Annotated in this window: 17 protein-coding genes and 1 pseudogene; 10 read left to right on the top strand and 8 right to left on the bottom strand. The window is 40.7% G+C overall.

The features are described from left to right. Positions 1 to 283: 283 nt before the first annotated feature. On the top strand, positions 284 to 2413 hold the full coding sequence (locus FTU79_RS14700) for a TonB-dependent receptor domain-containing protein (RefSeq protein WP_180051048.1): 2130 nt from the start codon (positions 284 to 286) through the stop codon (positions 2411 to 2413). Positions 2414 to 2520: 107 nt separating this feature from the next. On the opposite strand, the gene FTU79_RS14695 is transcribed toward FTU79_RS14700, so the two are convergent. Together FTU79_RS14695 and FTU79_RS14690 are read right to left on the bottom strand one after the other, a co-directional pair. Next, entirely contained in the window at positions 2521 to 3957 is a 1437-nt protein-coding gene (locus tag FTU79_RS14695) for an amidase (protein ID WP_180051045.1), read from the bottom strand. A 120-nt stretch (positions 3958 to 4077) separates the two neighbouring features. Further along, positions 4078 to 5502, bottom strand: a complete 1425-nt coding sequence (locus FTU79_RS14690) for a PLP-dependent aminotransferase family protein (RefSeq protein WP_180051054.1) — start codon at positions 5500 to 5502, stop codon at positions 4078 to 4080. Between the two features lie 197 nt (positions 5503 to 5699). Between FTU79_RS14690 and FTU79_RS14685 the strand changes: the two genes are divergently transcribed. Further along, positions 5700 to 6515 carry a hypothetical protein gene (locus FTU79_RS14685; protein ID WP_180051042.1) on the top strand — a complete coding sequence of 272 codons (816 nt, stop codon included), beginning with the start codon at positions 5700 to 5702 and terminating at the stop codon, positions 6513 to 6515. 215 nt (positions 6516 to 6730) lie between these two features. Here the strand turns inward: FTU79_RS14685 and FTU79_RS14680 are convergent, their stop codons facing one another. Both FTU79_RS14680 and FTU79_RS14675 read right to left on the bottom strand, forming a co-directional pair. Beyond that, positions 6731 to 6889 (bottom strand): hypothetical protein, encoded by a 159-nt coding sequence (locus FTU79_RS14680; RefSeq protein WP_168379604.1) that lies wholly within the window; start codon positions 6887 to 6889, stop codon positions 6731 to 6733. Positions 6890 to 7010: 121 nt separating this feature from the next. Then, complete coding sequence (locus FTU79_RS14675; protein ID WP_078193328.1) at positions 7011 to 7892, bottom strand: LysR family transcriptional regulator; 882 nt, start codon at positions 7890 to 7892, stop codon at positions 7011 to 7013. 163 nt (positions 7893 to 8055) lie between these two features. Between FTU79_RS14675 and FTU79_RS14670 the strand changes: the two genes are divergently transcribed. From FTU79_RS14670 to FTU79_RS14640, 7 genes are all read left to right on the top strand, one after another. Then, positions 8056 to 9573: a CoA-acylating methylmalonate-semialdehyde dehydrogenase gene (locus FTU79_RS14670; protein ID WP_180051039.1), complete on the top strand. Its 1518-nt coding sequence runs from the start codon at positions 8056 to 8058 to the stop codon at positions 9571 to 9573. Between the two features lie 15 nt (positions 9574 to 9588). Further along, positions 9589 to 10482: a 3-hydroxyisobutyrate dehydrogenase gene (gene mmsB / locus FTU79_RS14665; RefSeq protein ID WP_180051036.1), complete on the top strand. Its 894-nt coding sequence runs from the start codon at positions 9589 to 9591 to the stop codon at positions 10480 to 10482. Between the two features lie 89 nt (positions 10483 to 10571). After that, the gene (locus FTU79_RS14660; RefSeq protein ID WP_180051033.1) at positions 10572 to 12227 is read left to right on the top strand and encodes an AMP-binding protein; all 1656 of its coding nucleotides are present in this window, start codon (positions 10572 to 10574) and stop codon (positions 12225 to 12227) included. A gap of 121 nt (positions 12228 to 12348) precedes the next feature. After that, positions 12349 to 13476: an acyl-CoA dehydrogenase family protein gene (locus FTU79_RS14655; protein WP_180035213.1), complete on the top strand. Its 1128-nt coding sequence runs from the start codon at positions 12349 to 12351 to the stop codon at positions 13474 to 13476. Between the two features lie 80 nt (positions 13477 to 13556). Continuing rightward, positions 13557 to 14330, top strand: coding sequence for an enoyl-CoA hydratase (locus FTU79_RS14650; protein ID WP_180008150.1), 774 nt, complete (start codon positions 13557 to 13559; stop codon positions 14328 to 14330). 23 nt (positions 14331 to 14353) lie between these two features. Beyond that, complete coding sequence (locus FTU79_RS14645) at positions 14354 to 15379, top strand: enoyl-CoA hydratase/isomerase family protein (RefSeq protein ID WP_180008151.1); 1026 nt, start codon at positions 14354 to 14356, stop codon at positions 15377 to 15379. Between the two features lie 202 nt (positions 15380 to 15581). Continuing rightward, a complete protein-coding gene (locus FTU79_RS14640; protein WP_180008152.1) occupies positions 15582 to 16919 on the top strand; it encodes an MFS transporter in 1338 nt (445 codons plus the stop codon). A gap of 303 nt (positions 16920 to 17222) precedes the next feature. Here the strand turns inward: FTU79_RS14640 and FTU79_RS14635 are convergent, their stop codons facing one another. Continuing rightward, positions 17223 to 18548 carry an ISNCY family transposase gene (locus FTU79_RS14635; protein WP_180008153.1) on the bottom strand — a complete coding sequence of 442 codons (1326 nt, stop codon included), beginning with the start codon at positions 18546 to 18548 and terminating at the stop codon, positions 17223 to 17225. A gap of 283 nt (positions 18549 to 18831) precedes the next feature. Then, positions 18832 to 19434 (bottom strand): TetR/AcrR family transcriptional regulator, encoded by a 603-nt coding sequence (locus FTU79_RS14630; RefSeq protein WP_180051030.1) that lies wholly within the window; start codon positions 19432 to 19434, stop codon positions 18832 to 18834. Between the two features lie 134 nt (positions 19435 to 19568). Here FTU79_RS14630 and FTU79_RS14625 point away from each other — a divergent pair. Beyond that, positions 19569 to 20204, top strand: a pseudogene (locus FTU79_RS14625) (TolC family protein); the annotation flags it as partial. Between the two features lie 11 nt (positions 20205 to 20215). Here FTU79_RS14625 and FTU79_RS16625 read toward each other — a convergent pair. Then, positions 20216 to 20461 (bottom strand): MoaD/ThiS family protein, encoded by a 246-nt coding sequence (locus FTU79_RS16625; RefSeq protein WP_257224330.1) that lies wholly within the window; start codon positions 20459 to 20461, stop codon positions 20216 to 20218. 2 nt (positions 20462 to 20463) lie between these two features. After that, positions 20464 to 21501 (bottom strand): GTP 3',8-cyclase MoaA, encoded by a 1038-nt coding sequence (gene moaA, locus FTU79_RS14620; protein WP_180051022.1) that lies wholly within the window; start codon positions 21499 to 21501, stop codon positions 20464 to 20466. Positions 21502 to 21653: the final 152 nt, after the last annotated feature.

The raw sequence follows: 21653 nt of genomic DNA, 5'->3' as shown, positions 1-21653 counted from the left end.
GAGGATCAGAAAGCTTGTTTGAATCGATGTATTTCATCCGCAGATTATGCACGAATGCTAAGAAATCCGGAGTGCAAATATTAACCAAAAAGAAGATCGTTTTTTGATTTATGAAAGAGATCTAATTATCTGTTTTATTTCATTTAACAAATCATTTGAATATAAAAATACGAAGAAGAATATTAATAAAAATCATGAATTTTGAAATATTTTGATACATACATGATGATAAAACACACTACAATCCTTGCCGTTAAATTCGTTTCACTTAGAAGACGCAATCATGGATGTCCCTCAATTTTCCAAATATAACAACACGTCACTTAAGCTTTTAAGCCTAATGATGCTTACTGCAATGGCACAATATAGTGTTGCAGATAGCAATGTATTACCTGAAATCACCATTAACGTTGAACAAAGTTCAATGGATGATCAAATAAAAAAAGCACTGACTAAAGTAAATGGTGCAACCAATGCGATCGTTGCAGCAGACATTCAAGATGTACCCAAGCGAACAAATGCTGATTTATTTAAAAATCAACCGGGGATATACGCAGCATCTTCTGGAAATGAAGGGGTGAAACTGTCGATACGTGGCTCCGGGATCAATCGTGCACCGGGGGCGCATGCTTCAGGGTTGTATGTGACCTTAGATGATTTGCCATTTACAGGGCCGGGTGGAACACCTTATGAACTGCTTGAGCCGCTGTGGGTAGACCATATAGAGGTTTTACGGGGGGCTAATGGTTTAACACGTGGTGCATTAAGCTTGGGTGGTCTAATTAACTATGATAGCCCAACTGGAAAAAATGCAGCAAAACTGTCAGTGCATCATGAAATGGGTAGCCACGGTTATCAGAAAAGTGAAATCAGCTCAGGACAACAAATCGGTGACTTAGACTATTATGTTTCATTAACGCAAAGTGATGATGATGGTTTTCAAGATCATGCTTCAAGCCAGAGTAAAGGTATATCGGCCAATGTGGGATATCAAATAAATCCAAACCTAGATACACGTTTTTATCTGCGTTACCGAGAGACTGAACACCAAACGCCGGGACGTCTAACCCAACAACAGATTGAACAAAATCCAAAACAAGCAGTAGCCCAAAATATCTCGCTGAATAATAATCGTCCGCAGCCGGGAAGTCTTTGGTTGGCGAATAAAACCAATATGACTTTGGACTCGGGCGATCGTTTACAGTTGGGTCTGGCCTATCATCATTATCCGATGGATTTGCAAGAAGGTTTGTATAGTACCGATGTTGACTATGACGATATCATTACCTTATTTAACTACCAATTTGACCGAACGCTATGGGGGCATGAAAGCCAAAATACTTTAGGTTTTCGTAGTACCACGCATTTGCCAGATGGTCAGGTCGTTGAACGCTTGCGTGTAGCGCAAGGCGCCTATGCTGCGGGTACAGAAACGCGGCATTATACCTACCAAGGTGGTGACTATGTTTTACATTATGCCAATGCCTTGGCACTACACCCACAGTTTTGGCTCGATAGTCGAGTTGCATTGGCGTACACCCATCGTGAAAGTGAAGTGACATGGCCTGTGCAAAGTCATAAAGAAAATATTCGTGAATGGAATGTCCTGCCATCGCTAGGTTTTCGATATCAAATCCAACCTGAAACACAGCTCTTTGCCAATGTCAGTCGAAGCTTAGAAGCACCACATCCTTGGGCTTTAATTTGGGGTTCGGATCAAAAGTTCCCCGATGAAAGTGGCGCAGCGACGGGACGCCAAAATGCTCCGATTCATTTGAATAGTCAGACAGCGAATACTCTTGAACTAGGTGGGCGTGGTCAACATGCACTGGGTGAGTGGAATATTGCATATTACTATTCACAGGTTAAAAATGAACTGTTGGCTGTTGAAATCCAACCAGAGCCTAATCCGATAATTTACGAATCGAATGCTTCAGACACCATCCATCAAGGGATTGAAGTCGGTTTAAACAGTTCACTTTGGCAAAATGATACATATGGACAGGTTCAACTAAAACAAGCCTATACCTTGAATGATTTTCACTATAAAAATGATGCGGTATTTGGAAAAAATGAGCTGGCAGGTATACCAAAACACATCTATCAGGCTGAACTGAAATACGAACATCCTTTAGGCTTTTATGCTGCGGTGAATACACTTTATGCCGCAAAGGTCGCAACCGACTATGCCAATAGTTTCTACGCAAAAGATTGGCAAATTTGGGGAGCATCGTTCGGCTATATGCAACCACAAAAACAGTATTTGGCTTGGTTGGATTTCAGAAATATGGCCAATAAAAAATATGCATCTACCGTGACACCGGGCTATAACGATGCCGGCAAAGATCCTGCTCGTTTAACACCGGGTGAAGGTCGGGCGGTATATGCAGGACTAACGTATCATTTTAATTAAGTATCTTGTATTCAAATACAGTTATCCCTTGCAAAGCCTTATGCTGCGGATTTGAAAATAAAAAAGGGAGCCAATCAGCTCCCTTTTTTAAACCTTTGATTGGGCTGTTAAGCAGTTCGAGGCATATCCTGAATACGTCGCCATGGCTGAGCTTCTTCAATTTCATACGCCAGTTCGATCAAGGTTTTTTCATCACCGACATCGGCTGATATTTGCATACTGATCGGTAGTCCGTCGTTTTGGGTTTCTCCCATAGGAATCGACATACCTGGCGCACCAACAACATTTTGGATGGGGGTAAAAGTCACATAGTTCTGTATACGTTCAAATAACTGGTCAAACGGTAATTGAGGTGATAAATAGCCGATTTTCGGTGTGGTATGTGCAAGTACAGGCGATAGCAAAACGTCATAATGCTTAAAGATTTCACGATATTGTTGCTGCATTTTCTTTAATCGATACAGAAACAGCGGGGTTTTATAAAAGTTCTTTTTATACAACTTCGATAAACCAACGGTTAAGTGATCTAACTCTTTGGGATTAAAGTCAGCGCCAAAGATTTTCTTGCCAAAGGTACTCAGTAAAAAGGATAACATCCCCCAATATTCACTAAAATCTTCAACAAAGCTTAAGGAAAAAGGTAATTGAAGTTCTTCAACATGATGGCCTAATTTTTCTAAGAGTGCTGCGCTATGCATTAACGTTGCAGTTGTTTCGCTATCTATTTGCCCTGTAATCGATTGCGGGACTAAGCCTATGCGTAGTCGACGTTTAGAAGGCCCATGAATCATGCCTATGCGTGGCAACTTTTTATTATAATAACTTGACTCCATTCCTGCATAGAAATGCGCAGTATCTCGTATGCTACGGGTTAGGACACCTTCACTGATGATATTAATCGGAAGAGAACCTGCTGCTTCACTGTCATAAGTACGGCCACGGCTAGGCTTTAATCCAATCAAACCGCAGCATGCAGCAGGGATTCGAATCGAACCACCGCCATCATTGGCATGGGCAATCGGAACTACACCGGCTGCAACGAGAGCTGCGGAACCCCCTGAAGATGCACCGCAGGAATAACCTAAATGCCAAGGGTTATAGGTGGCTGATCCATCTTTATATTCGGTGCTGGCATTTAGACCAAATTCAGGGAGCTTGGATTTTCCTAATACGACAAACCCTTGATCTAAGATTTGTTGGCTAATTTGAGGATTACGATCGGCTGGTTTTAAACCTATGGCCTTTGAACCATGGCGTGAGGGCAATCCTTGATAATCTAGATTATCTTTAAAGAAAAAAGGGACGCCCGCAAATAGACCATGTTCAACATATTGATTTTTCTCTAAAGCACGTTGAAAACAGTCCAGTTCAATGGCATTTAGATGCGGATTGACTTGTTCCGCACGTGCAATGGCCGCTTGTGTAATTTCCTGTACAGAGGCTTCTTTAGATTTGATGAGCTGTGCAATCCCCACAGCATCCAGATCTGTGAGTACATCCGAACTAAAGGCATGTATGCGTTGACTGTGTTTTTGATCTTCCATGAACGAACCTATTTGTTTTTTGAATTTTGGTAAATATTGAATGAATTCGTTGTTATCTCAACAACAAATATATGTATTTGAACAATATCTGTTTGAGCATAATAATGACAATAAAAATTGTCAAATATTCATCTGATCTGAGGAAAGTGCAGAGATTGTACTAAGGAGGGCATCTAAAGTCTTTTGAATCTCATCCTTCCATGCAAAGGAACAATTTAAACGGATATATTGAGTTTTGGCTTCTGATACGTTAAATAAACGGCCTGGAGCAACACCGATCTGCTGTTGAATTAAGGCTTCATAGACCGCCATGCTTTCAATATTTTCTGGTAGTTTTAACCAAAGAAAATAACCACTTGGATGATATTGTAATTTGCATCCAGTCGGTAGGCGGCTTTCTAAATAACGGTAAAACTGTAATTTATGTTGCTGTAGACTTTTTCTTAAGACCCGTAAATGTTTTTCATAATGATAATTTGAAATAAATTCCACCAAGGCATTTTGCAATAAGGTATTGACGGAAATAGTGCTCATGAGTTGTAAGTGTTGAATCGCTTGAGAGTATTTACCGGCGTGTACCCAACCCACTCGAAATGCAGCGCCCAACGTTTTAGAAAAAGATGAGCAATGTAAGACCATATTATTTTGGTCAAAATATTTCATTGATACGGGTTTCTTAGACGCATAATGCATTTCTTCATACACATCGTCCTCAATTAAATGCACATGATATTGGTGTAAGAGCACGGCAATTTTTTGCTTGATTTCATCACTCACTGTGAAGCCCACAGGATTATGTGAATTTAGCATCAGCCAACAGATCTTGACGGGATAAGTTTTTAAAATATGTTCAAACGCGGTTAAATCAAAACCGTCTTGTGGATGTTCAGGTAAGGTCACCACTTTAAGGCCTAAGCGCTCTGCAGCTTGCAAGGCGCCATAGAAAATATTTTGCTGTAACACAATATAGTCACCCGGTGAGGCTATGGCCTGTAAGGAAAGATTCAGCGCATCCATACAGCCTGAGGTAATCACAATATCCTCTGGATCTGTGGCAATGCCTTGCATGCAATAACGCTGTGCAATCAACTTACGAAGGGCTAAATTTCCGGGTGGAAGATTATCAATGGCATCGTAACTTTTGGGATTTCGGGAAATTTGCCCCATGATTTGGGTTAACTTTTTAGAAAAAACAATGTCTTGAGCTGGAAAAGCTGAACCCAAGGGAACGATTTTTTCATCTTGTATTGATTTTAAATACTTAAAGACCAGAGAGTTAATTTCAACCGGTGTGTTTAAGGACACGATCTGAGTGTGTTCAGCTTCTATTTCGACTAAGCCTTGCGCCACATAGTAGCCTGATTTTTCACGTGCATAGATTAAGCCACGCGATTCCAACTCCTGATAGGCATTCATGACCGTGATTAAACTAAAGCCGGACAACTGCACTTGTTCACGTAAAGACGGAAGTTTTTCGTGCGCTTTTAAAGTGCCATTTTCAATCAGTTGACGTAAGTGCTGAGCAAGCTGTTCCGATTTATACATAGTCATCAACAAGTCAAGATTCTGTTATAAATATATCAGTAAAAGTTTCCCAGCATTATATTTTTATAACAGATGGGTCGGTACTGTTATATGTTTTTTCAAATTCACTGTATCTAGTTTTAAGCTTGAATTTTTTATAAGGTGCATTAACCACAACACTTGTGGCGTCAAATGGTATGGAAGTTAGGGAGTTGACTATGTTTAAAGCCAGTGAATTAGAACTGTTACAACATTTACTGGTGGGTGTTCCATTGACAGATTCAACGCTGCATCTGTTGCAACAACAGCATACTAATTTAGAAGCAGTACTTTTACGCAGTCGAATTTTACGACAAGTACAGCAAGTGGGCTATGTCAGTATTTGTCAGGAGCATATGCAAGCCAAGGCTGAAAATGCGGCTTTCTTATTTGCACCATTTATCCTAGCGAATTTGAATCAGAAGGTGATCTACGCTACACCGCAAAGCCCTGAAAATGTTGCGATATTAAATCGTTATTATCAAGCGGAGGCTAAACTTAGCGCATTTAAAGTTGATGATGTTTTATCGGGACTAAATGTCTACATTGAGCTACATAAAGAACAACTATCGCCAGCAGAATACTTCTATTTTGGTTTGATCAATAGCTTATGTAATCCGAAAGTTTCCAAAATCATTTGTATTACACATCTACATATCAACTTAGAAAAATTAAAACAGCTCGCTGAATTTTTAGATGTTGAAATTTATGTCTTGGCGGATAAAGTTGAATCGATCGACTTTGATTTAAGTAAAATCAATATGTTAAAGCTGCTATTTAAAGACAAAGATCAACAATATATCGATTTATGCCAAAAATTTTCGTTTATTAATGCCAAAATTTTACAACGATTGGGTTTATATGAGTTTGACGGTGCGCAAGTCTTGGTAGAAGACATGTTTTATTCAGAGCATATCTTCGAAAAAATGTCGGTCTACGGTGAATACATTCAAACGCATCTTCAGCACCAAGTGAAAAAGCAGAGTCCTGCATAAGTGATTCAGAGGGGAAAGTAATTTTTATAGCTGTGATTTGATCATTTTAAAAATGCAAAAAGCTTGTAAATCTAGACTTACAAGCTTTTTTAAAATTCAAATTTAAACCAATTTATTTGGCTTAATGATCAATTCATTATGAGCTGATCATGAGCGAACATGAAATGTAAGATATACATGCAATAGCAAGTTGCAATAAGCGAATAGATTATCGCTTAAGGTAGATAGGAATTATCTGCACCAACGACAAACGCTACACCAATACAGAATAAAAGCACATAGATCGAGAACCAAATAATGGCACGTTTAAAGGCCTTATCTGAAATTTCACTGTCTGCATATTTTTGCGGTTTTTTAGGCTCTTGATTGCTCATAAGATGTACTCTAAATCCCTAGTGGTTATAGGTGATTATTGGGGTATATCACTTGAAAGCATAGATACAACATTCATCTAAATTTCTATAACAGTTATAGTTTGGAAGGTAGCTTCATTTCTTAATCCATTAATAAACTATGATATTGGTCGGTTCTTTTTCTCAAAAAGTCCCAAACCAGTTTAATACGCGGCTCATGCTGTAAATCAACTAAGGTTAGCATCCAAAAGGTATGCACAAAACGAACATCTTGCGCCAAGACTTGTTCTAATTCGGGTTTTTCCTCGGCCAAAAACTTGGGCAATATTGCCAATCCTGCACCCGCACTCACGGCAATTTGTTGCGCCAAAATACTACTACTTCTAAAGTTGGCATTGAGCTGAATAGGTAAGCGCTCTAAACAATACAGTTCAGGGCTATAGACCAAATCATCTATATAGTTCACAAAAGTGTGTGATTTTAAATCTTCTAATGTATGAATGGGTTGCGTGTTTTTTAAGTATTCCTTACTGCCATAAATCTTTAAACAATAGTCTGCCAGTCGAGTAATGATATAGGGGCCTGATTTCGGTCGATCAATGGAAATAACAATATCTGCTTCACGATGTGAAAGCTTGATCATTTTCGGCACAGGAATAAGGTCGATTGTCAGCAATGGATATTTTTTGGACAATTCTGCCAAGAGCTGTGTCAAAAATGCTGTTCCAAATCCTTCGGGTGTGCCAATTCGCACACGACCTTGCATAGGTTGGTTAGGTTTTTCGATTTGTAAAAAAGCCTGTTCCATTTGTTCAACTCGAGGAACCAGTGCCAAACCTTCTAAGGTAAGCTCATAACCTGTGGCTTCACGTTTAAATAATGGCGTGCCTAAAGCCAGTTCTAGCGCATGTATACGTCGAGAAACCGTACTATGCTCCACACCAATAATTCGTGCAGTATTGGTTAAGGTTTTCGCACGAGCCAAAACCAAAAAATACTGTAAATGATCCCAGTCTACTTTCATTGTTATTGTCATCCCTGTGCATATTTGCACATCAATCGTGCGTGAATCTCTATTGGTAGTCAAAATTTTCTTTGCTAGTTTGAAGTGAATTGGAAAATATAAATATAAGGCTTTTGGATATTTTCTAAGTCAGTACAAAACAATAAGTGCCTATGGAGAGGTCATGAACACAATGTCAAATATTCAGTCAGCGACGGCTAAATTATTAATTAACGGTAAATTTGTAGAGTCAAACACTACAGAGTGGCAAGACATTCTAAATCCTGCAACTCAAGAGGTTTTGGGTCGTGTTCCAATGGCGACTATGGAAGAAGTGGATGCAGCGATTGCTTCAGCGCAAGAGGCGTTTAAAACTTGGCGCTTAACGCCTGTTCAAGCACGTATGCGCATTATGCTGAAGCTACAAGATCTCATCCGTAGCAATATGAAAGAGATTGCCCGTGTACTGACGGCTGAGCAAGGAAAGACGCTTGCAGATGCTGAAGGTGATATTCAACGTGGTTTAGAAGTCGTTGAGCATGCGTGTTCGGTTGGCACACTTCAAATGGGCGAATATATAGAAGGTGTTGCACGTGGTGTGGATACCTATACCTTGCAGCAACCTTTGGGTGTATGTGCAGGAATTACGCCATTTAACTTTCCTGCGATGATTCCACTGTGGATGTTCCCAATGGCCATCGTCTGTGGAAATACCTTTGTTTTAAAGCCATCTGAACAAGATCCATTATCGACCATGATGCTTGTCGAACTTGCGATTGAAGCCGGTATTCCAGCAGGTGTATTAAACGTAGTGCATGGTGGTAAAGACGTTGTTGATCGTTTATGCACACATCAAGCTATTAAGGCCATTTCATTTGTAGGCTCTACAGCCGTTGGTACACATGTATATAACCTTGCAGGACAGCATGGAAAACGTGTGCAGTCGATGATGGGGGCCAAAAACCATGTGGTGGTGATGCCAGATGCCAATAAAGAACAAACCTTAAATGCTCTCGTTGGTGCAGCATTTGGTGCAGCAGGTCAGCGTTGTATGGCTTTGTCTGTTGCTGTCATGGTTGGTGAAAGTAAAGAATGGGTTAATGAACTGGTTGAAAAAGCCAAAACTCTGAAGGTCAATGCAGGCCATGAACCGAATACCGATATTGGCCCAGTCATTTCACCTCGCGCAAAAGCACGTGTATTGGATTTAATTCAAAGCGGTGTAGAACAAGGCGCAGAACTGTTGCTGGATGGTCGTGATGTTCAAGTCATTGGCTATGAGCAAGGAAACTTTGTCGGAGCGACGATTTTTAATCAAGTTTCAACCGATATGCGCATCTATACCGAAGAGATCTTTGGGCCCGTTTTAGCCATTATTCATGTCGATACTTTGGAGCAGGCGATTGAATTGATTAATGCTAATCCATTCGGCAACGGTGTTGGACTGTTTACACAAAGTGGTGCAGTTGCTCGTACATTCCAAAGTGATATCGATATTGGTCAAGTGGGTATCAATATTCCAATTCCTGTACCTGTACCTTTCTTTAGTTTTACAGGATCGCGTGGTTCAAAACTGGGTGACTTAGGTCCATATGGTAAGCAAGCAGTTCAGTTCTATACACAAACTAAAACCATCACCAGTCGTTGGTTCGAAGATACACAAGAAAAAGGTGAAGTGAATACCACCATTAACCTACGTTAATTTAGGAGTTCAAGGATGAATATTGCCTTTATCGGTTTAGGAAACATGGGCGGAAAAATGGCCCAAAACCTACTCAAAGCAGGTTTTACGGTTTACGGTTTCGACTTAAGTGAAATTGCGATTCAGCATTTTACTGAAGCAGGTGGCATCGTTTGCCACAGCCCACAAGATGCCGCGAAACAAGCAGATGTCTTGATTAGCATGTTGCCTGCTGCCAAGCATGTCAAAGAGGTGTACTTGGGAGAAAATGGTGTATTGGCGGTAATGAAAGCAGGAAGCTTATGTATCGATAGCAGTACCATTGATCCGCAAACCATTAAGGATATAGCCGAGGCGGGTGCTGCACATCAGATAAAAATCTGTGATGCACCTGTTTCAGGCGGAACTATTGGTGCTCAGGCAGGTACATTAACCTTTATGGTCGGTTCGGATGATCAAACCTTTGAAAAAACCAAAGCGGTATTGGGCCACATGGGTAAAAACATTGTGCATTGTGGTGATGTGGGTGCAGGTCAAATTGCGAAAATTTGCAATAACTTGATTCTTGGTATTTCCATGGCAGCCGTTGCTGAAGGTATGGCGCTCGGTGCGCGTCTAGGGATTGATCCTCAAGCCTTAGCAGGTGTGGTGAATAGTTCGAGCGGACGTTGCTGGAGTTCGGATGTATGTAATCCATGGCCGGGTATCTCAGCAAATGCACCTGCGGGACGTGGCTATACCGATGGTTTTGCAACGCAGTTGATGTTGAAAGATCTAGGATTAGCTGTAGAAGCCGCAGGACAAGTCAAACAGCCGATTATTTTAGGCGGACTGGTTCAGCAGATGTATCAACAGCTGTGTTTACAAGGTAATGCACACTTAGATTTTTCAAGCATCGTGCAGCAATATTTACCTAAGGATGCTGAATAATCGCATTGAACACCAATCAGGCCTAGGGATGGCTAACAATACAAACACTCGTGTCGGAATAACAATAAATTGAGACTGAGGTAGAGAAGATGTCGAATTATCAAGATGTTGCTAAGGCATTTGACTTAAATCATGCTGCCAAAGAAATGTTATCAGGCTCTTTAGAGCAATTAAATGCATGTTATGAATGCTGCGACCGTCATGCGATTGATCAAAATAAGGTCGCACTGTATTGGCAAGGTAAAGATGGGCGGAAAGAACAGTATACCTTTGCAGAGCTGCAACAGTGGTCGAGCCAATTTGCCAATTTTTTAAAGTCACAGGGTGTGCAAAAAGGTGATCGTGTATCGGGTTTATTACCCCGTACAGTTGAATTACTTGTGGTGATTTTAGGGGCTTGGCGAATAGGTGCTGTATATCAACCGCTATTTACCGCCTTTGGCCCCAAAGCCATTGAACATCGTTTACACCTTGCACAAAGCAAATTGGTGATTAGCGATGTTGGTAATCGCAGTAAATTAGATGAAGTTGCACATTGTCCCCAAATCGTTACTGTTGCAGTTCGAGCGGGTCAAGGAATTCAACAGGGAGATTTAAACTTTTGGGATGAAGTAAACGCACAGTCTACAGATTGTGAAATTGTCCTACAGAGCATCAATGATCCATTTCTTTTGATGTTTACTTCAGGTACTACAGGTCCTGCAAAGCCCTTAGAAGTCCCGCTTAAAGCTTTGATCGCTTTTGGTCAATATATGAAAAATGCGGTAGGGCTACGTGAAGATGATTCGTTTTGGAATATTGCCGATCCGGGTTGGGCTTATGGTTTGTATTATGGAATCACTGGGCCACTTTTACTTGGACATGCAACACTCTTTTACGAAGGTGGTTTTAGCATTGATAGTTTGTGTCAGATCGTAGATGACTACAAGGTGACGAACCTTGCAGGCGCACCGACAGCGTATCGAATGATGATGGCGGCTGATCCTGAACAAATGGCAAAACTCAAAGGGAAATTTAGAGTCGTGAGTAGTGCTGGAGAGCCGCTTAACCCTGAAGTGTTCCGTTGGTTTAAACAAGTCCTCGATGCACCGATCTTTGACCATTATGGTCAGACTGAAGTTGGTATGGTGGTGTGTAATCACCATGGTTTACAACATGATATTCGCGCAGGTGTCGCAGGTTATGCCAGTCCGGGATATCGCGTGGCGGTTGTTGATGAACAAGGGCAAGAGCTAGCTGCAGGAACGCCAGGAGTACTGGCTGTCGATATTAGTCAATCACCGATGATGTGGTTTGGTGGCTATAAAGAAAGTCGTAAGTCACCCTTTGTAAAGCATTATTACCTCACGGGTGATACCGCAGAATTACACGCAGATGGCAGTATGAGCTTCGTTGGTCGTAATGATGATGTGATTACCACATCAGGTTATCGTATCGGGCCATTCGATGTAGAAAGCGCTTTACTTGAGCATGATGCAGTGATTGAAGCTGCGGTCATTGGTGTGCCTGATCCAGATCGGACAGAAATCGTAAAAGCTTTTGTAATTTTAGCTGAGCATGTCACAGCGTCCAAAGAATTAGCAGAGCAGCTAGGGCAATTTGTGAAAAAGCGCTTATCCGCACATGCTTATCCACGATTGGTGGAGTTTGTTCAAGAACTGCCGAAGACTCCAAGTGGAAAAATTCAGCGTTTCTTATTAAGAAATCAAGAGATTGCAAAACAATCTACGCAGCATGCAAGTTAAAAGACGCAACGATTAACCCTTAATTAATGCCGAACAATCAGGATCAGGAATCAAGCTTTCATTCAGTTCCAATCATTTTCAAAGTGGATGAAAGCAATTGATTGATGTACAGGAAGATAAGATGCAATTTACCGAAGAACAATTATTAATTCAGGACATGGCACGCAGTTTCGCACAGGAACAAATTAAACCTCAAGCGGCCGAATGGGATAAACACGGTACCTTTCCCAAAGCGGCTTTAGCACAGATGGGTGAACTGGGTTTATTGGGCATGCTGGTATCAGATGAATGGGGTGGTTCAGATACAGGTAATCTTGCCTATGTTATGGCTTTAGAAGAGATTGCCGCGGCCGATGGGGCAACCTCAACCATTATGAGTGTACATAACTCGGTAGGCTGTGTTCCTATTGCTAAATTTGGTACAGAAGAACAAAAGCAGAAATATTTAGTGCCTTTAGCCCAAGGCAAAATGATCGGTGCATTTGCATTAACTGAGCCGCATACAGGTTCAGATGCTGCTGCCATTAAAACTCGTGCAGTAAAAGATGGCAATGAATGGGTGATTAATGGTGCTAAGCAGTTTATTACCTCTGGTCATAATGCAGGGGTCATTATTGTCTTTGCTGTGACTGACCCAAGTGCAGGGAAAAAAGGCATGAGTGCTTTTATTGTCCCAAGAGAAACACCTGGTTATGAAGTGATTCGTACTGAAGAAAAGCTTGGGTTACATGCTTCCGATACCTGCCAAATCGCACTCACAGACGTGCGTGTGCATGAAAGCCTAATGTTAGGAAAAGAAGGTGAAGGTTTGAAAATCGCCTTATCAAATCTAGAAGGCGGTCGTATTGGTATAGCAGCGCAAGCAGTCGGTCTTGCACGTGCAGCATTAGAAGAAGCAACCCGATATGCCAAAGAGCGTATTACTTTTGGAAAGCCGATCTTTGAACATCAGGCTGTTGCGTTCCGATTGGCAAGTATGGCAACAGAAATAGAAGCTGCACGCCAATTGGTCTATCACGCGGCACGTTTAAAAGAAGCAGGACAACCTTGCTTAAATGAAGCGTCTATGGCCAAGCTTTTTTCATCTGAAATGGCAGAACGAGTTTGCTCCGCAGCATTACAAGTCTTTGGAGGTTATGGCTATCTCAAAGATTTCCCTATAGAGCGTATTTATCGTGATGCACGTATTTGCCAAATCTATGAAGGCACAAGTGATATCCAACGTTTAGTGATTGCTCGCAGCTTATAACGTGGTCATTAAGACATTTAAAACGACAAGGCTTCAGACGAAGCCTACTTATAAATATTGAACAAATATAGGGATATTACATGCAATTTGAAACGATTCTACTCGAAAAGAACAAGGGTGTTGGACTCATTACTTTAAATCGTCCTCAGGCCTTAAATGCGTTAAATAGCACATTAATTCAAGACCTTAATTTGGCCTTAGATGATTTAGACAGAGATTCTTCCATTGGCTGTATGGTTATTACAGGTTCAGAAAAAGCCTTTGCCGCTGGTGCAGATATTAAAGAAATGGCTGAACTGAGTTTTCCAAATATTTATTTGGATGATTTTTTTCATCTGGCAGATCGAATTGCTCAGCGCCGTAAACCTCTAATCGCAGCTGTCAGTGGTTATGCGTTAGGTGGAGGCTGTGAGTTAGCGCTCATGTGTGACTTTATTTACTGTGCCGATAATGCAAAATTCGGTTTACCAGAAGTGACTTTGGGAGTAATTCCCGGGATAGGTGGGACACAGCGCTTAACGCTTGCTATAGGTAAGGCCAAAGCCATGGAAATGTGTCTGACTGCGAGACAAATGGGCGCAGTAGAAGCAGAGCAGAGTGGTTTAGTTGCGCAAGTCTTCCCTAAAGAGGAGTTAGTCGAAAAGACCTTAAATGCTGCTAAAAAAATAGCCGAAAAATCTGTGGTGGCAACCATGATGATCAAAGAGTCAATTAACCGTGCATTTGAAGTCAGTTTGCAAGAAGGTTTGCGTTTTGAACGCAGAACATTCCATTCGATTTTTGCAACTCAAGACCAAAAAGAAGGCATGCAAGCATTTGTTGAAAAGCGCCAAGCCAATTTTAAAGACAATTAAAAATAAAAAAGGATGATATGGATATGAGTACAAATAACTTAATGATTGAAGAACATGGACATTTAGGCCAAATCAGTTTAGATCGCGTGGCAAGTTTAAATGCCTTGTCTTTAGAAATGATCCAAGGGATTCAACAGCAATTAGCACTATGGGCTGATCAAACCAATATTCATGCCGTACTTATTCGCTCAAATAGTCCCAAAGCATTTTGTGCAGGTGGAGATATTCGCTATCTCTATGATAGTTATATGAATGGTAAAGAAGATCATCAAGCTTATTTTCAAGCTGAGTATGAAATGCTGAATACCATTCGTGCGTATGAAAAACCCATTATTGTCATACTTGATGGCTATGTACTTGGCGGTGGATTTGGCTTAGCCCAAGCATGTCATGTGCTTGTCAGCAGCGAAAAGTCTAGATTTGCCATGCCTGAAACTGCCATTGGATTTTTCCCAGATGTGGCTGCGACACACTTTTTATCCCGTTTAGATGATATTGGTGTGTACATGGCAACTACGGGCGATCAAATCAGTGCTAGCGATGCGTTGTATCTAGATTTGATTGACTACCATGTTCCGAGTGAGCAACTTGTTCAATTAGAAGAAGATTTAAGAAATTCCAAGCATCTCAGCAAAGAAAATATTGAACAATTGATTGCGAAATATATTACTCGACCAGCGGAAAGTGAACTTAGTCAAAATGCAGATTTAATTCGTAAGCATTTTGGTTTTGAGAGCATTGATGCCATTGAAAATAGTCTTGAAAATGAACAGCATAATGATGCTCAAGCGTGGGCGTTAAAAATACGCAATACCTTGGAACAACGATCTCCAATCGCGAAAAGGATCAGTTTGCAACTCCAACATTTAGGTCGAGGTCTTTCACTAAAGCAATGCATGCAAATTGAACGACATTTACAAGACGTTTGGTTTCAACATGGCGATATTGTCGAAGGTGTGCGTGCATTAATTGTGGATAAAGACAAACAGCCAAAGTGGCAACAGTCTAGTCCGACTTTAGACAAAATAATGGAGGAAATATCTATTTAATCAGTAGGTTTATATTTTTAACGGTTCAAACCCTTGGTCAATATTCATATTTGATTTTATGTTCGATATGAACCAGTGACTCAGCGTAAATTAAACACATATAAGATCTAAAAATATTGATTTTCATGAAGAAAATCATCATACAAATCAAGCATCGTGAAAATGCAACGTAGAAATATCTTGCAGAATAAGGAAGATAACAATGCAAAATGTACAGGGAAACACAGCTCCACCAGCTAAGTCCTCGCATCGTTTAGCGGGTATTTCCAGCATGGTGGGTACAACCATCGAATGGTATGACTTTTTTATCTATGGTGCTGCCGCAGCACTCATTTTCAATCGACTTTTTTTCCCAAATCTTGATCCCTTAACTGGCGTATTGGCAGCATTTGCTACCTATGCTGTAGGCTTTATTGGTCGACCACTTGGTGGCATTGTTTTTGGCCATTTTGGCGATAAAATTGGTCGTAAATCAATGTTATTGGTCACACTAATGTTGATGGGTATTCCAACGGTTATGATTGGGTTGTTACCGACTTTTGAAACCATTGGTTATTGGGCAACGGTCTGTTTAATTATTTTAAGATTTATACAGGGCATGGCCATGGGTGGAGAATGGGGCGGAGCAGTCCTCATGGCGGTAGAACATGCGCCAGCGGGTAAAAAAGGCTTTTGGGGAAGTTTACCGCAAGCCAGTACAGGTGGTGGTTTATTGCTCGCTTCGGTGGCTTTAGGTTTAGTCTCAATGTTGCCTGAAGAAGCACTTTTTAGCTGGGGTTGGCGTCTACCATTTTTAGCCAGCATTATTTTACTGGCTGTAGGTTGGTATATTCGCGTAAAGGTGCCTGAGTCTCCAGACTTTGAAAAAGTTAAAGCTCAAACCGAAACAATTAAAGTTCCAGCAAAACAAGTGTTTAAAAATCATCCTAAGCAGTTGATTACGATTATTTTATCTCGTGCTGCTGAAAATGCTTGGTTCTATTTGGCATCGACATTTGCTTTAGCCTATACCACCACACAGCTAAATATTCCTAGGCAAGATATCTTGTTTGCAACGATTTGTGGTGCTGCAGTCATCATGGTTATTACGCCAATTTTTGGACATTTGTCTGATAAAGTTGGGCAAAAAAACATGTTCAGATTTGGTTTATGCGTACTGGCTTTATACAGCTATCCATTTTTTGCAATGTTAAATACCAAGGATCCTGTATTGGTTTGGACGGCCATTGTGATTGGTATTGGCGTAGTTTTTCCTTTGATGTATGCGCCGCAGTCACAGTTATTTTCACGCCAATTTCCAGCAGAAATACGTTATAGCGGTATTTCAATCTCAGTTCAATTTGCAGGCGTGCTAGGTGGTGGTTTAGCTCCATTAATCGCGACGAAATTGTTGAGTATTGGTGATGGAAGCCCCAATTTAATTATTGCCTATATTTCAGGCTTTGCAGTGATTGCGATTATTGCGTCGTCATTTTTAAAGCCGGATCAAATAGAGCAAAAAACAAAAGCATTTAGCAGTAAAGAAATTAAATCTTCATAAATCAAAAATCAGGTAAACAGTAGGCTGATTTAAATATAGAAATTAATGTGAATTAGCCATAGCAATCGTTGTTATGGCTTTTTTCTTGTCTGAGGATTGTAGCAGGACAAATAATATTGTCAGTATTGCGTAGGATCTTGGCGGCACAAAATATGTTTGATGTGTAAGAGCAACAAATCAAGTTTGTTACACAAATGAAAGATTTAAGCACCAATAAATTAAAAAATATTAAATATCAAAGTCTTAATTATACTTGTTATTCCCAAGTAGAAATGTCCTACCTTAAAACCAAATAGAAATGTCCTATACAGGCATTTCCAAGTCAAGCACAGGATTCAGATTTCGTTGTTCAATCGCTGTTTTCTGTGCACGTCTACTTGGCATCTTTTGAGAACGATTGCGTTTGTTTTGTTGTTCCAGTTCTTCATGCTGTTGTTGGATATGATTCAGAACAGCACTCAACCGTTTATTCTCAACGATCTCTCGCTGATTCAGCTGACTTAATTTATCGAAGAGGCTGTAATTGATCTTTCGGCTATTATGCATGATGGCTACAGTACCATCCGGGTATTCCAGGAACTCAAGATACTTACCGATCAACCTCTGATTTTCTTCGGTGTTTTCCAAGAGATATACGCATTTATCATAAGTAATCGTCAGGCTATTCGTGACTCTGCGGGGTTCACGCCAAGTAAAAATATCATCTAACTCTTCGGCTGTTTCAGTGATAGGCCGATGTAGATTCTTAGGATTAAAAGCCATCTTGGCGAACTTCTGATTGAACTGCTCAATGAAGCAGGGTAGCCAGGCATTCGCTTGCTCAATCGAACAGATGCCTTTCAGGCGCATCTCCTTGATCAGACGGTCCTGAAGGGTTCTGTTGGCCCGTTCTACACGGCCTTTGGCCTGCGGTGAATTGGCGAAGATGATATCGATATTCAGGGTGCTGAGTACACGTCCAAACTGGGTAATCTTGGTGTCTTTCTTGCTGCTTTGATTCACTCTAAAGACTGAATGTTTGTCGCTGTAAAACGCTAAAGGCTTACCATGCTGTTCAACATACAAGCGTGTCGAAATCATATAGTCAAAGGCTGATTCTGATTCACAGAAGCGTAAATGCTGCAATTTGCCTGTGGCATCATCGATAAAGACTAGCAGACAGCATTTAGCGGCTCTTCCTTCAAACCAGTCATGGTGTGAGCCATCGATTTGTACCAGTTCACCATAACAATCTCGGTTATATCGAGGCTGATATGGGCGTTTCAGGCGCTTGCAGCGAGGGATCCATAAATCGGCTGCAATCATCCAAGAACGCAGGGTTTCTACTGAAAGATCGAATCCATGTACGGTAGTGAGCTTTTCATGCGCTAAAGTGGGTCCGAAACCATAAAGTTGATCTGAAACAATATTGAGGCACTTGAGTCTGATTTCTTCAGGAAGTTTAGAATTGCTGATTTGGCCACGACCGGCATGGGCTAATGCAACTGGACCTTGGGCTTTGTATTTCTGCAGTAAGCGTCTGATCTGACGTTCTGAAATATGAAGTAGCTGAGCAGCATGGGATTGAGTTATGCGTTGATCGCAGGTTTCCTGCAAGACCGACAATCGTTTAAGTTCTTTATCCGACATAGACACCAACATATCAAACCGTCCGCTAAGGAAATTGCAGAAGTGCATATTCTAAAAGCGGACATTTTTACTTTGGAGAAACCGGACATTTCTATTTTGGAGTTACAGAGGCATTTCGTATAATATATATTATGTTAAATAGAATATTATTTAATTCTGAGGAATAAACACCTATTACTTAGCTTCAGCACATTGTGCTCAAAAAATTAGCCCAACGTCATTAATTTAATATTGCTGAGCTAACGCCATACATCTTCATCGAAATGAAGAGAAAAAATATAATTTAAATTTGATATGCACGCATTAAAACATCAACTGCTCTTTCCGTTGCCGCCTTAATCCATTCTTCAGTAATTTTATTCTCTAAACTAAATGTAAAAATTTGACTAAATTCTGAATCCACTAATGCACGAAAATGTGCCTCTACAACGCGTGGTTCAGCTTTCATCAAAATACCATCATCCATCGCTTTTTGAAAAACATCGCACATCATGCGTTCACCACGCTTGGGTCCTTTTTCATAACACAGCTGTCCTAGATTTTTATGCGATGCATTTGCCACAAGCATACGACGCGTAGCAATAATATTTTTTGAATAAGCTACAGTAATCATTTGTTTTGCTAAAATTTTTAATGCAACTGTTAGTTCGTATTTTTCAAATAAATCAAATTCTGGCACGCCATGCTGCTGTACCATTTCATACATCATAACTTCTAAAAATAATTCTTCTTTAGATGGAAAATAGTTATAAAGTGTGGCTTTGGATACACCAGATTCATCACGGATCATATCCATGCTGGTCGAGCTATAACCTTGTTTTTTAAAAGCAGATAAAGCAGCTTTTAAAATTTTTTGCTTGGTTATTTCACTCTTTGCTCTAGCCATTCAGCCACCCCTTAAGTAATTTCATAGCGTAGTCTAAGTTTGACAGTGTTAAACTGTCAAACTAAACTAAACCGTCTAGTTTAGTTATTGGTGCTATTTTGAATATTTCAAGTCAGACCAAGTTTGGCTGTCTGATGATTTTATTTCCTTTACTGCATGGATGTATTGCTTCGGGAAGCTACCAAGCGCCCGCTGCAAAAGTATCAGCTCAGTGGAATTCATCACCAGATCCAACTTCAAACAGTGTTGAGTTAACCCAATTTTGGCAATCATTTCATGATATTGCTTTAACACAATTGATTCGTACCACTCTTGAAAACAACCAAAGTTTAGTCAAGGCTTTAGCCAATATTGACGCTGCCCGTGCAAATTTAACCACGCAACGTGCCAGCTTATACCCTACATTGTCTGGAAATGGCTCTGTCAGCCGTGTTAAAGATGCGAGTGGTCAATCTAATCAAAACTCGATTGGCTTAGATGCCAGTTGGGAAATTGATTTATGGGGAAAGTATCGAAATCAAAGTGATGCAGCACTTGCACGTTTACAAGCGCGTACTGCAGATATGCACAGCATGCAGATTTCTCTGGCAGCTGAGATGGCGGATTACTATACGCAGTATTTAGCTTGCCGTTCGATGCAACGGGTGTACTCAACAGAATTAAGTTCCATTCAAAAAACTGAAAAAGCCACTGCCCTTTTAGTTAAAGCTGGGTTTACAGCCCCTATGGATCACACCCTTATCGTGGCAAATTTAGAAAACACACGCTCGAACAGCATAAATCAAAATAAACAGTGTGAAATCTTAATTAAATCGTCGTGCATCAATGCGGTTTGCCTTGGCACAATGTCTTCTCCCATAGCGCAGGCGCAGCGTTCAAGCATGCTGAACGACTCCGGAAATTGATCTGTAACTTGCTGCAAAACCTCTGCAATCGACTGCTGTGCGAAGCAAGTCAGACTCAAATTCTCTGGCAGCAGGCGTTCAATAGCGCCAAAAGATTCTATTTTGATGGTGATATGAGTCATCTTTAACCTCCAATCATATGCATGCTGATTTTTCTAGATGGGCTGGATTGGGTAGTTATGGCATGAAAGCCTTGTTCCTTCTGCCAAATGTAACCGCCTAATTTTTGCTGCAAAGCCATTGCATCGAGCGGCATTAACTCTGTTGTTTTACTGCTTTTCAGCTGCTGAATTTCATGGCTGAGATTTAAACCTTTTCGGGCAAACAGGCAGTTAAAAAACTCGCCTTGCGCATTCAGTCTCAAACGGTCGCAGCTGCCGCAAAAAGAATTGCTGATGGTTGAAATAATACCTATAGGCAAGCCGTTGATTAAGTATGATCTGGCTGGTGACGCACCTTGACCGTGCAGTGTTTGCACTTCAAAAACAGTCTTTAATTTATCCAGTATGTCTTGTTCGGTAACAACCGCAGCTTTAGACCAGTTTTGATCGCCATCCAACGGCATAAACTCGATAAACCGCAGTTCGAAACCTTGTTGCAGCGCCCATTTTGTTAATGGAATGATTTGCCGTTCATTTAGACCTTTGATTAACACGGAATTGATTTTGATTTCAAAGCCCGCTTGCTGAGCTGCTTCAATCCCGTCTAATACAGGCTGTAATTGTTTTTGTGTCAGCTGGAAAAATTGCGCTTCATCCAAACTGTCTAAGCTGATATTTATGCCGTCTAGTCCTGCTTGTTTTAGGGCGTGTGCATATTGCTTCAGGTAATGCGCATTGGTGGTCATGGAAATACGTTTAAGGCCTAGCTTTCTCAACTGCTGCAGCTGTTGAATAAAATGCACAACGCCTTGACGCATGAGAGGTTCGCCGCCCGTGATCCGGATCTGATCAATCCCGCGCAGCACCATAAACTCACAAAAATTGTAAAGTGATTCAAAACTAAGAAGATTATGTTTTTTCATCCATTCAGGATGTTCAGGCATACAATAGACACATTTAAAATTACAGCGGTCTGTCACTGAAATGCGCAATTTGCGTTTTTCACGGCCAAACTGATCCTTAAAAATGGTCGCTGGCTGTAATTGTGTCATGCTGTTCATGTTTATCTTCCATGGTGCTGTCATTTGCCCTGTCTTAGCTCAGTACAAATTTTGCGCCCTCTTTTCTTGCAGTAAAAATTGCAATAAGTGTTCCAACTTTGCGCTTTTTTGAATATTTATTTTAGAGGATTTGGTTTGTTTTTTTGACACAC

This window comes from Acinetobacter sp. YH12144 (assembly GCF_013418345.1).
GTDB classification, from domain to species: domain Bacteria; phylum Pseudomonadota; class Gammaproteobacteria; order Pseudomonadales; family Moraxellaceae; genus Acinetobacter; species Acinetobacter amyesii.
The sequence above is the reverse complement of the archived record's forward strand: the minus strand, read 5'-3'. Positions and strand labels throughout refer to the sequence as shown.

Coding starts and splice junctions, on each gene's coding strand:
- FTU79_RS14700 (WP_180051048.1), top strand. CDS start 284: ATGGATGTCCCTCAATTTTCCAAATATAACAACACGTCACTTAAGCTT.
- FTU79_RS14695 (WP_180051045.1), bottom strand. CDS start 3,957: ATGGAAGATCAAAAACACAGTCAACGCATACATGCCTTTAGTTCGGAT.
- FTU79_RS14690 (WP_180051054.1), bottom strand. CDS start 5,502: ATGTATAAATCGGAACAGCTTGCTCAGCACTTACGTCAACTGATTGAA.
- FTU79_RS14685 (WP_180051042.1), top strand. CDS start 5,700: ATGTTTAAAGCCAGTGAATTAGAACTGTTACAACATTTACTGGTGGGT.
- FTU79_RS14680 (WP_168379604.1), bottom strand. CDS start 6,889: ATGAGCAATCAAGAGCCTAAAAAACCGCAAAAATATGCAGACAGTGAA.
- FTU79_RS14675 (WP_078193328.1), bottom strand. CDS start 7,892: ATGAAAGTAGACTGGGATCATTTACAGTATTTTTTGGTTTTGGCTCGT.
- FTU79_RS14670 (WP_180051039.1), top strand. CDS start 8,056: ATGAACACAATGTCAAATATTCAGTCAGCGACGGCTAAATTATTAATT.
- mmsB (WP_180051036.1), top strand. CDS start 9,589: ATGAATATTGCCTTTATCGGTTTAGGAAACATGGGCGGAAAAATGGCC.
- FTU79_RS14660 (WP_180051033.1), top strand. CDS start 10,572: ATGTCGAATTATCAAGATGTTGCTAAGGCATTTGACTTAAATCATGCT.
- FTU79_RS14655 (WP_180035213.1), top strand. CDS start 12,349: ATGCAATTTACCGAAGAACAATTATTAATTCAGGACATGGCACGCAGT.
- FTU79_RS14650 (WP_180008150.1), top strand. CDS start 13,557: ATGCAATTTGAAACGATTCTACTCGAAAAGAACAAGGGTGTTGGACTC.
- FTU79_RS14645 (WP_180008151.1), top strand. CDS start 14,354: ATGAGTACAAATAACTTAATGATTGAAGAACATGGACATTTAGGCCAA.
- FTU79_RS14640 (WP_180008152.1), top strand. CDS start 15,582: ATGCAAAATGTACAGGGAAACACAGCTCCACCAGCTAAGTCCTCGCAT.
- FTU79_RS14635 (WP_180008153.1), bottom strand. CDS start 18,548: ATGTCGGATAAAGAACTTAAACGATTGTCGGTCTTGCAGGAAACCTGC.
- FTU79_RS14630 (WP_180051030.1), bottom strand. CDS start 19,434: ATGGCTAGAGCAAAGAGTGAAATAACCAAGCAAAAAATTTTAAAAGCT.
- FTU79_RS16625 (WP_257224330.1), bottom strand. CDS start 20,461: ATGACTCATATCACCATCAAAATAGAATCTTTTGGCGCTATTGAACGC.
- moaA (WP_180051022.1), bottom strand. CDS start 21,501: ATGAACAGCATGACACAATTACAGCCAGCGACCATTTTTAAGGATCAG.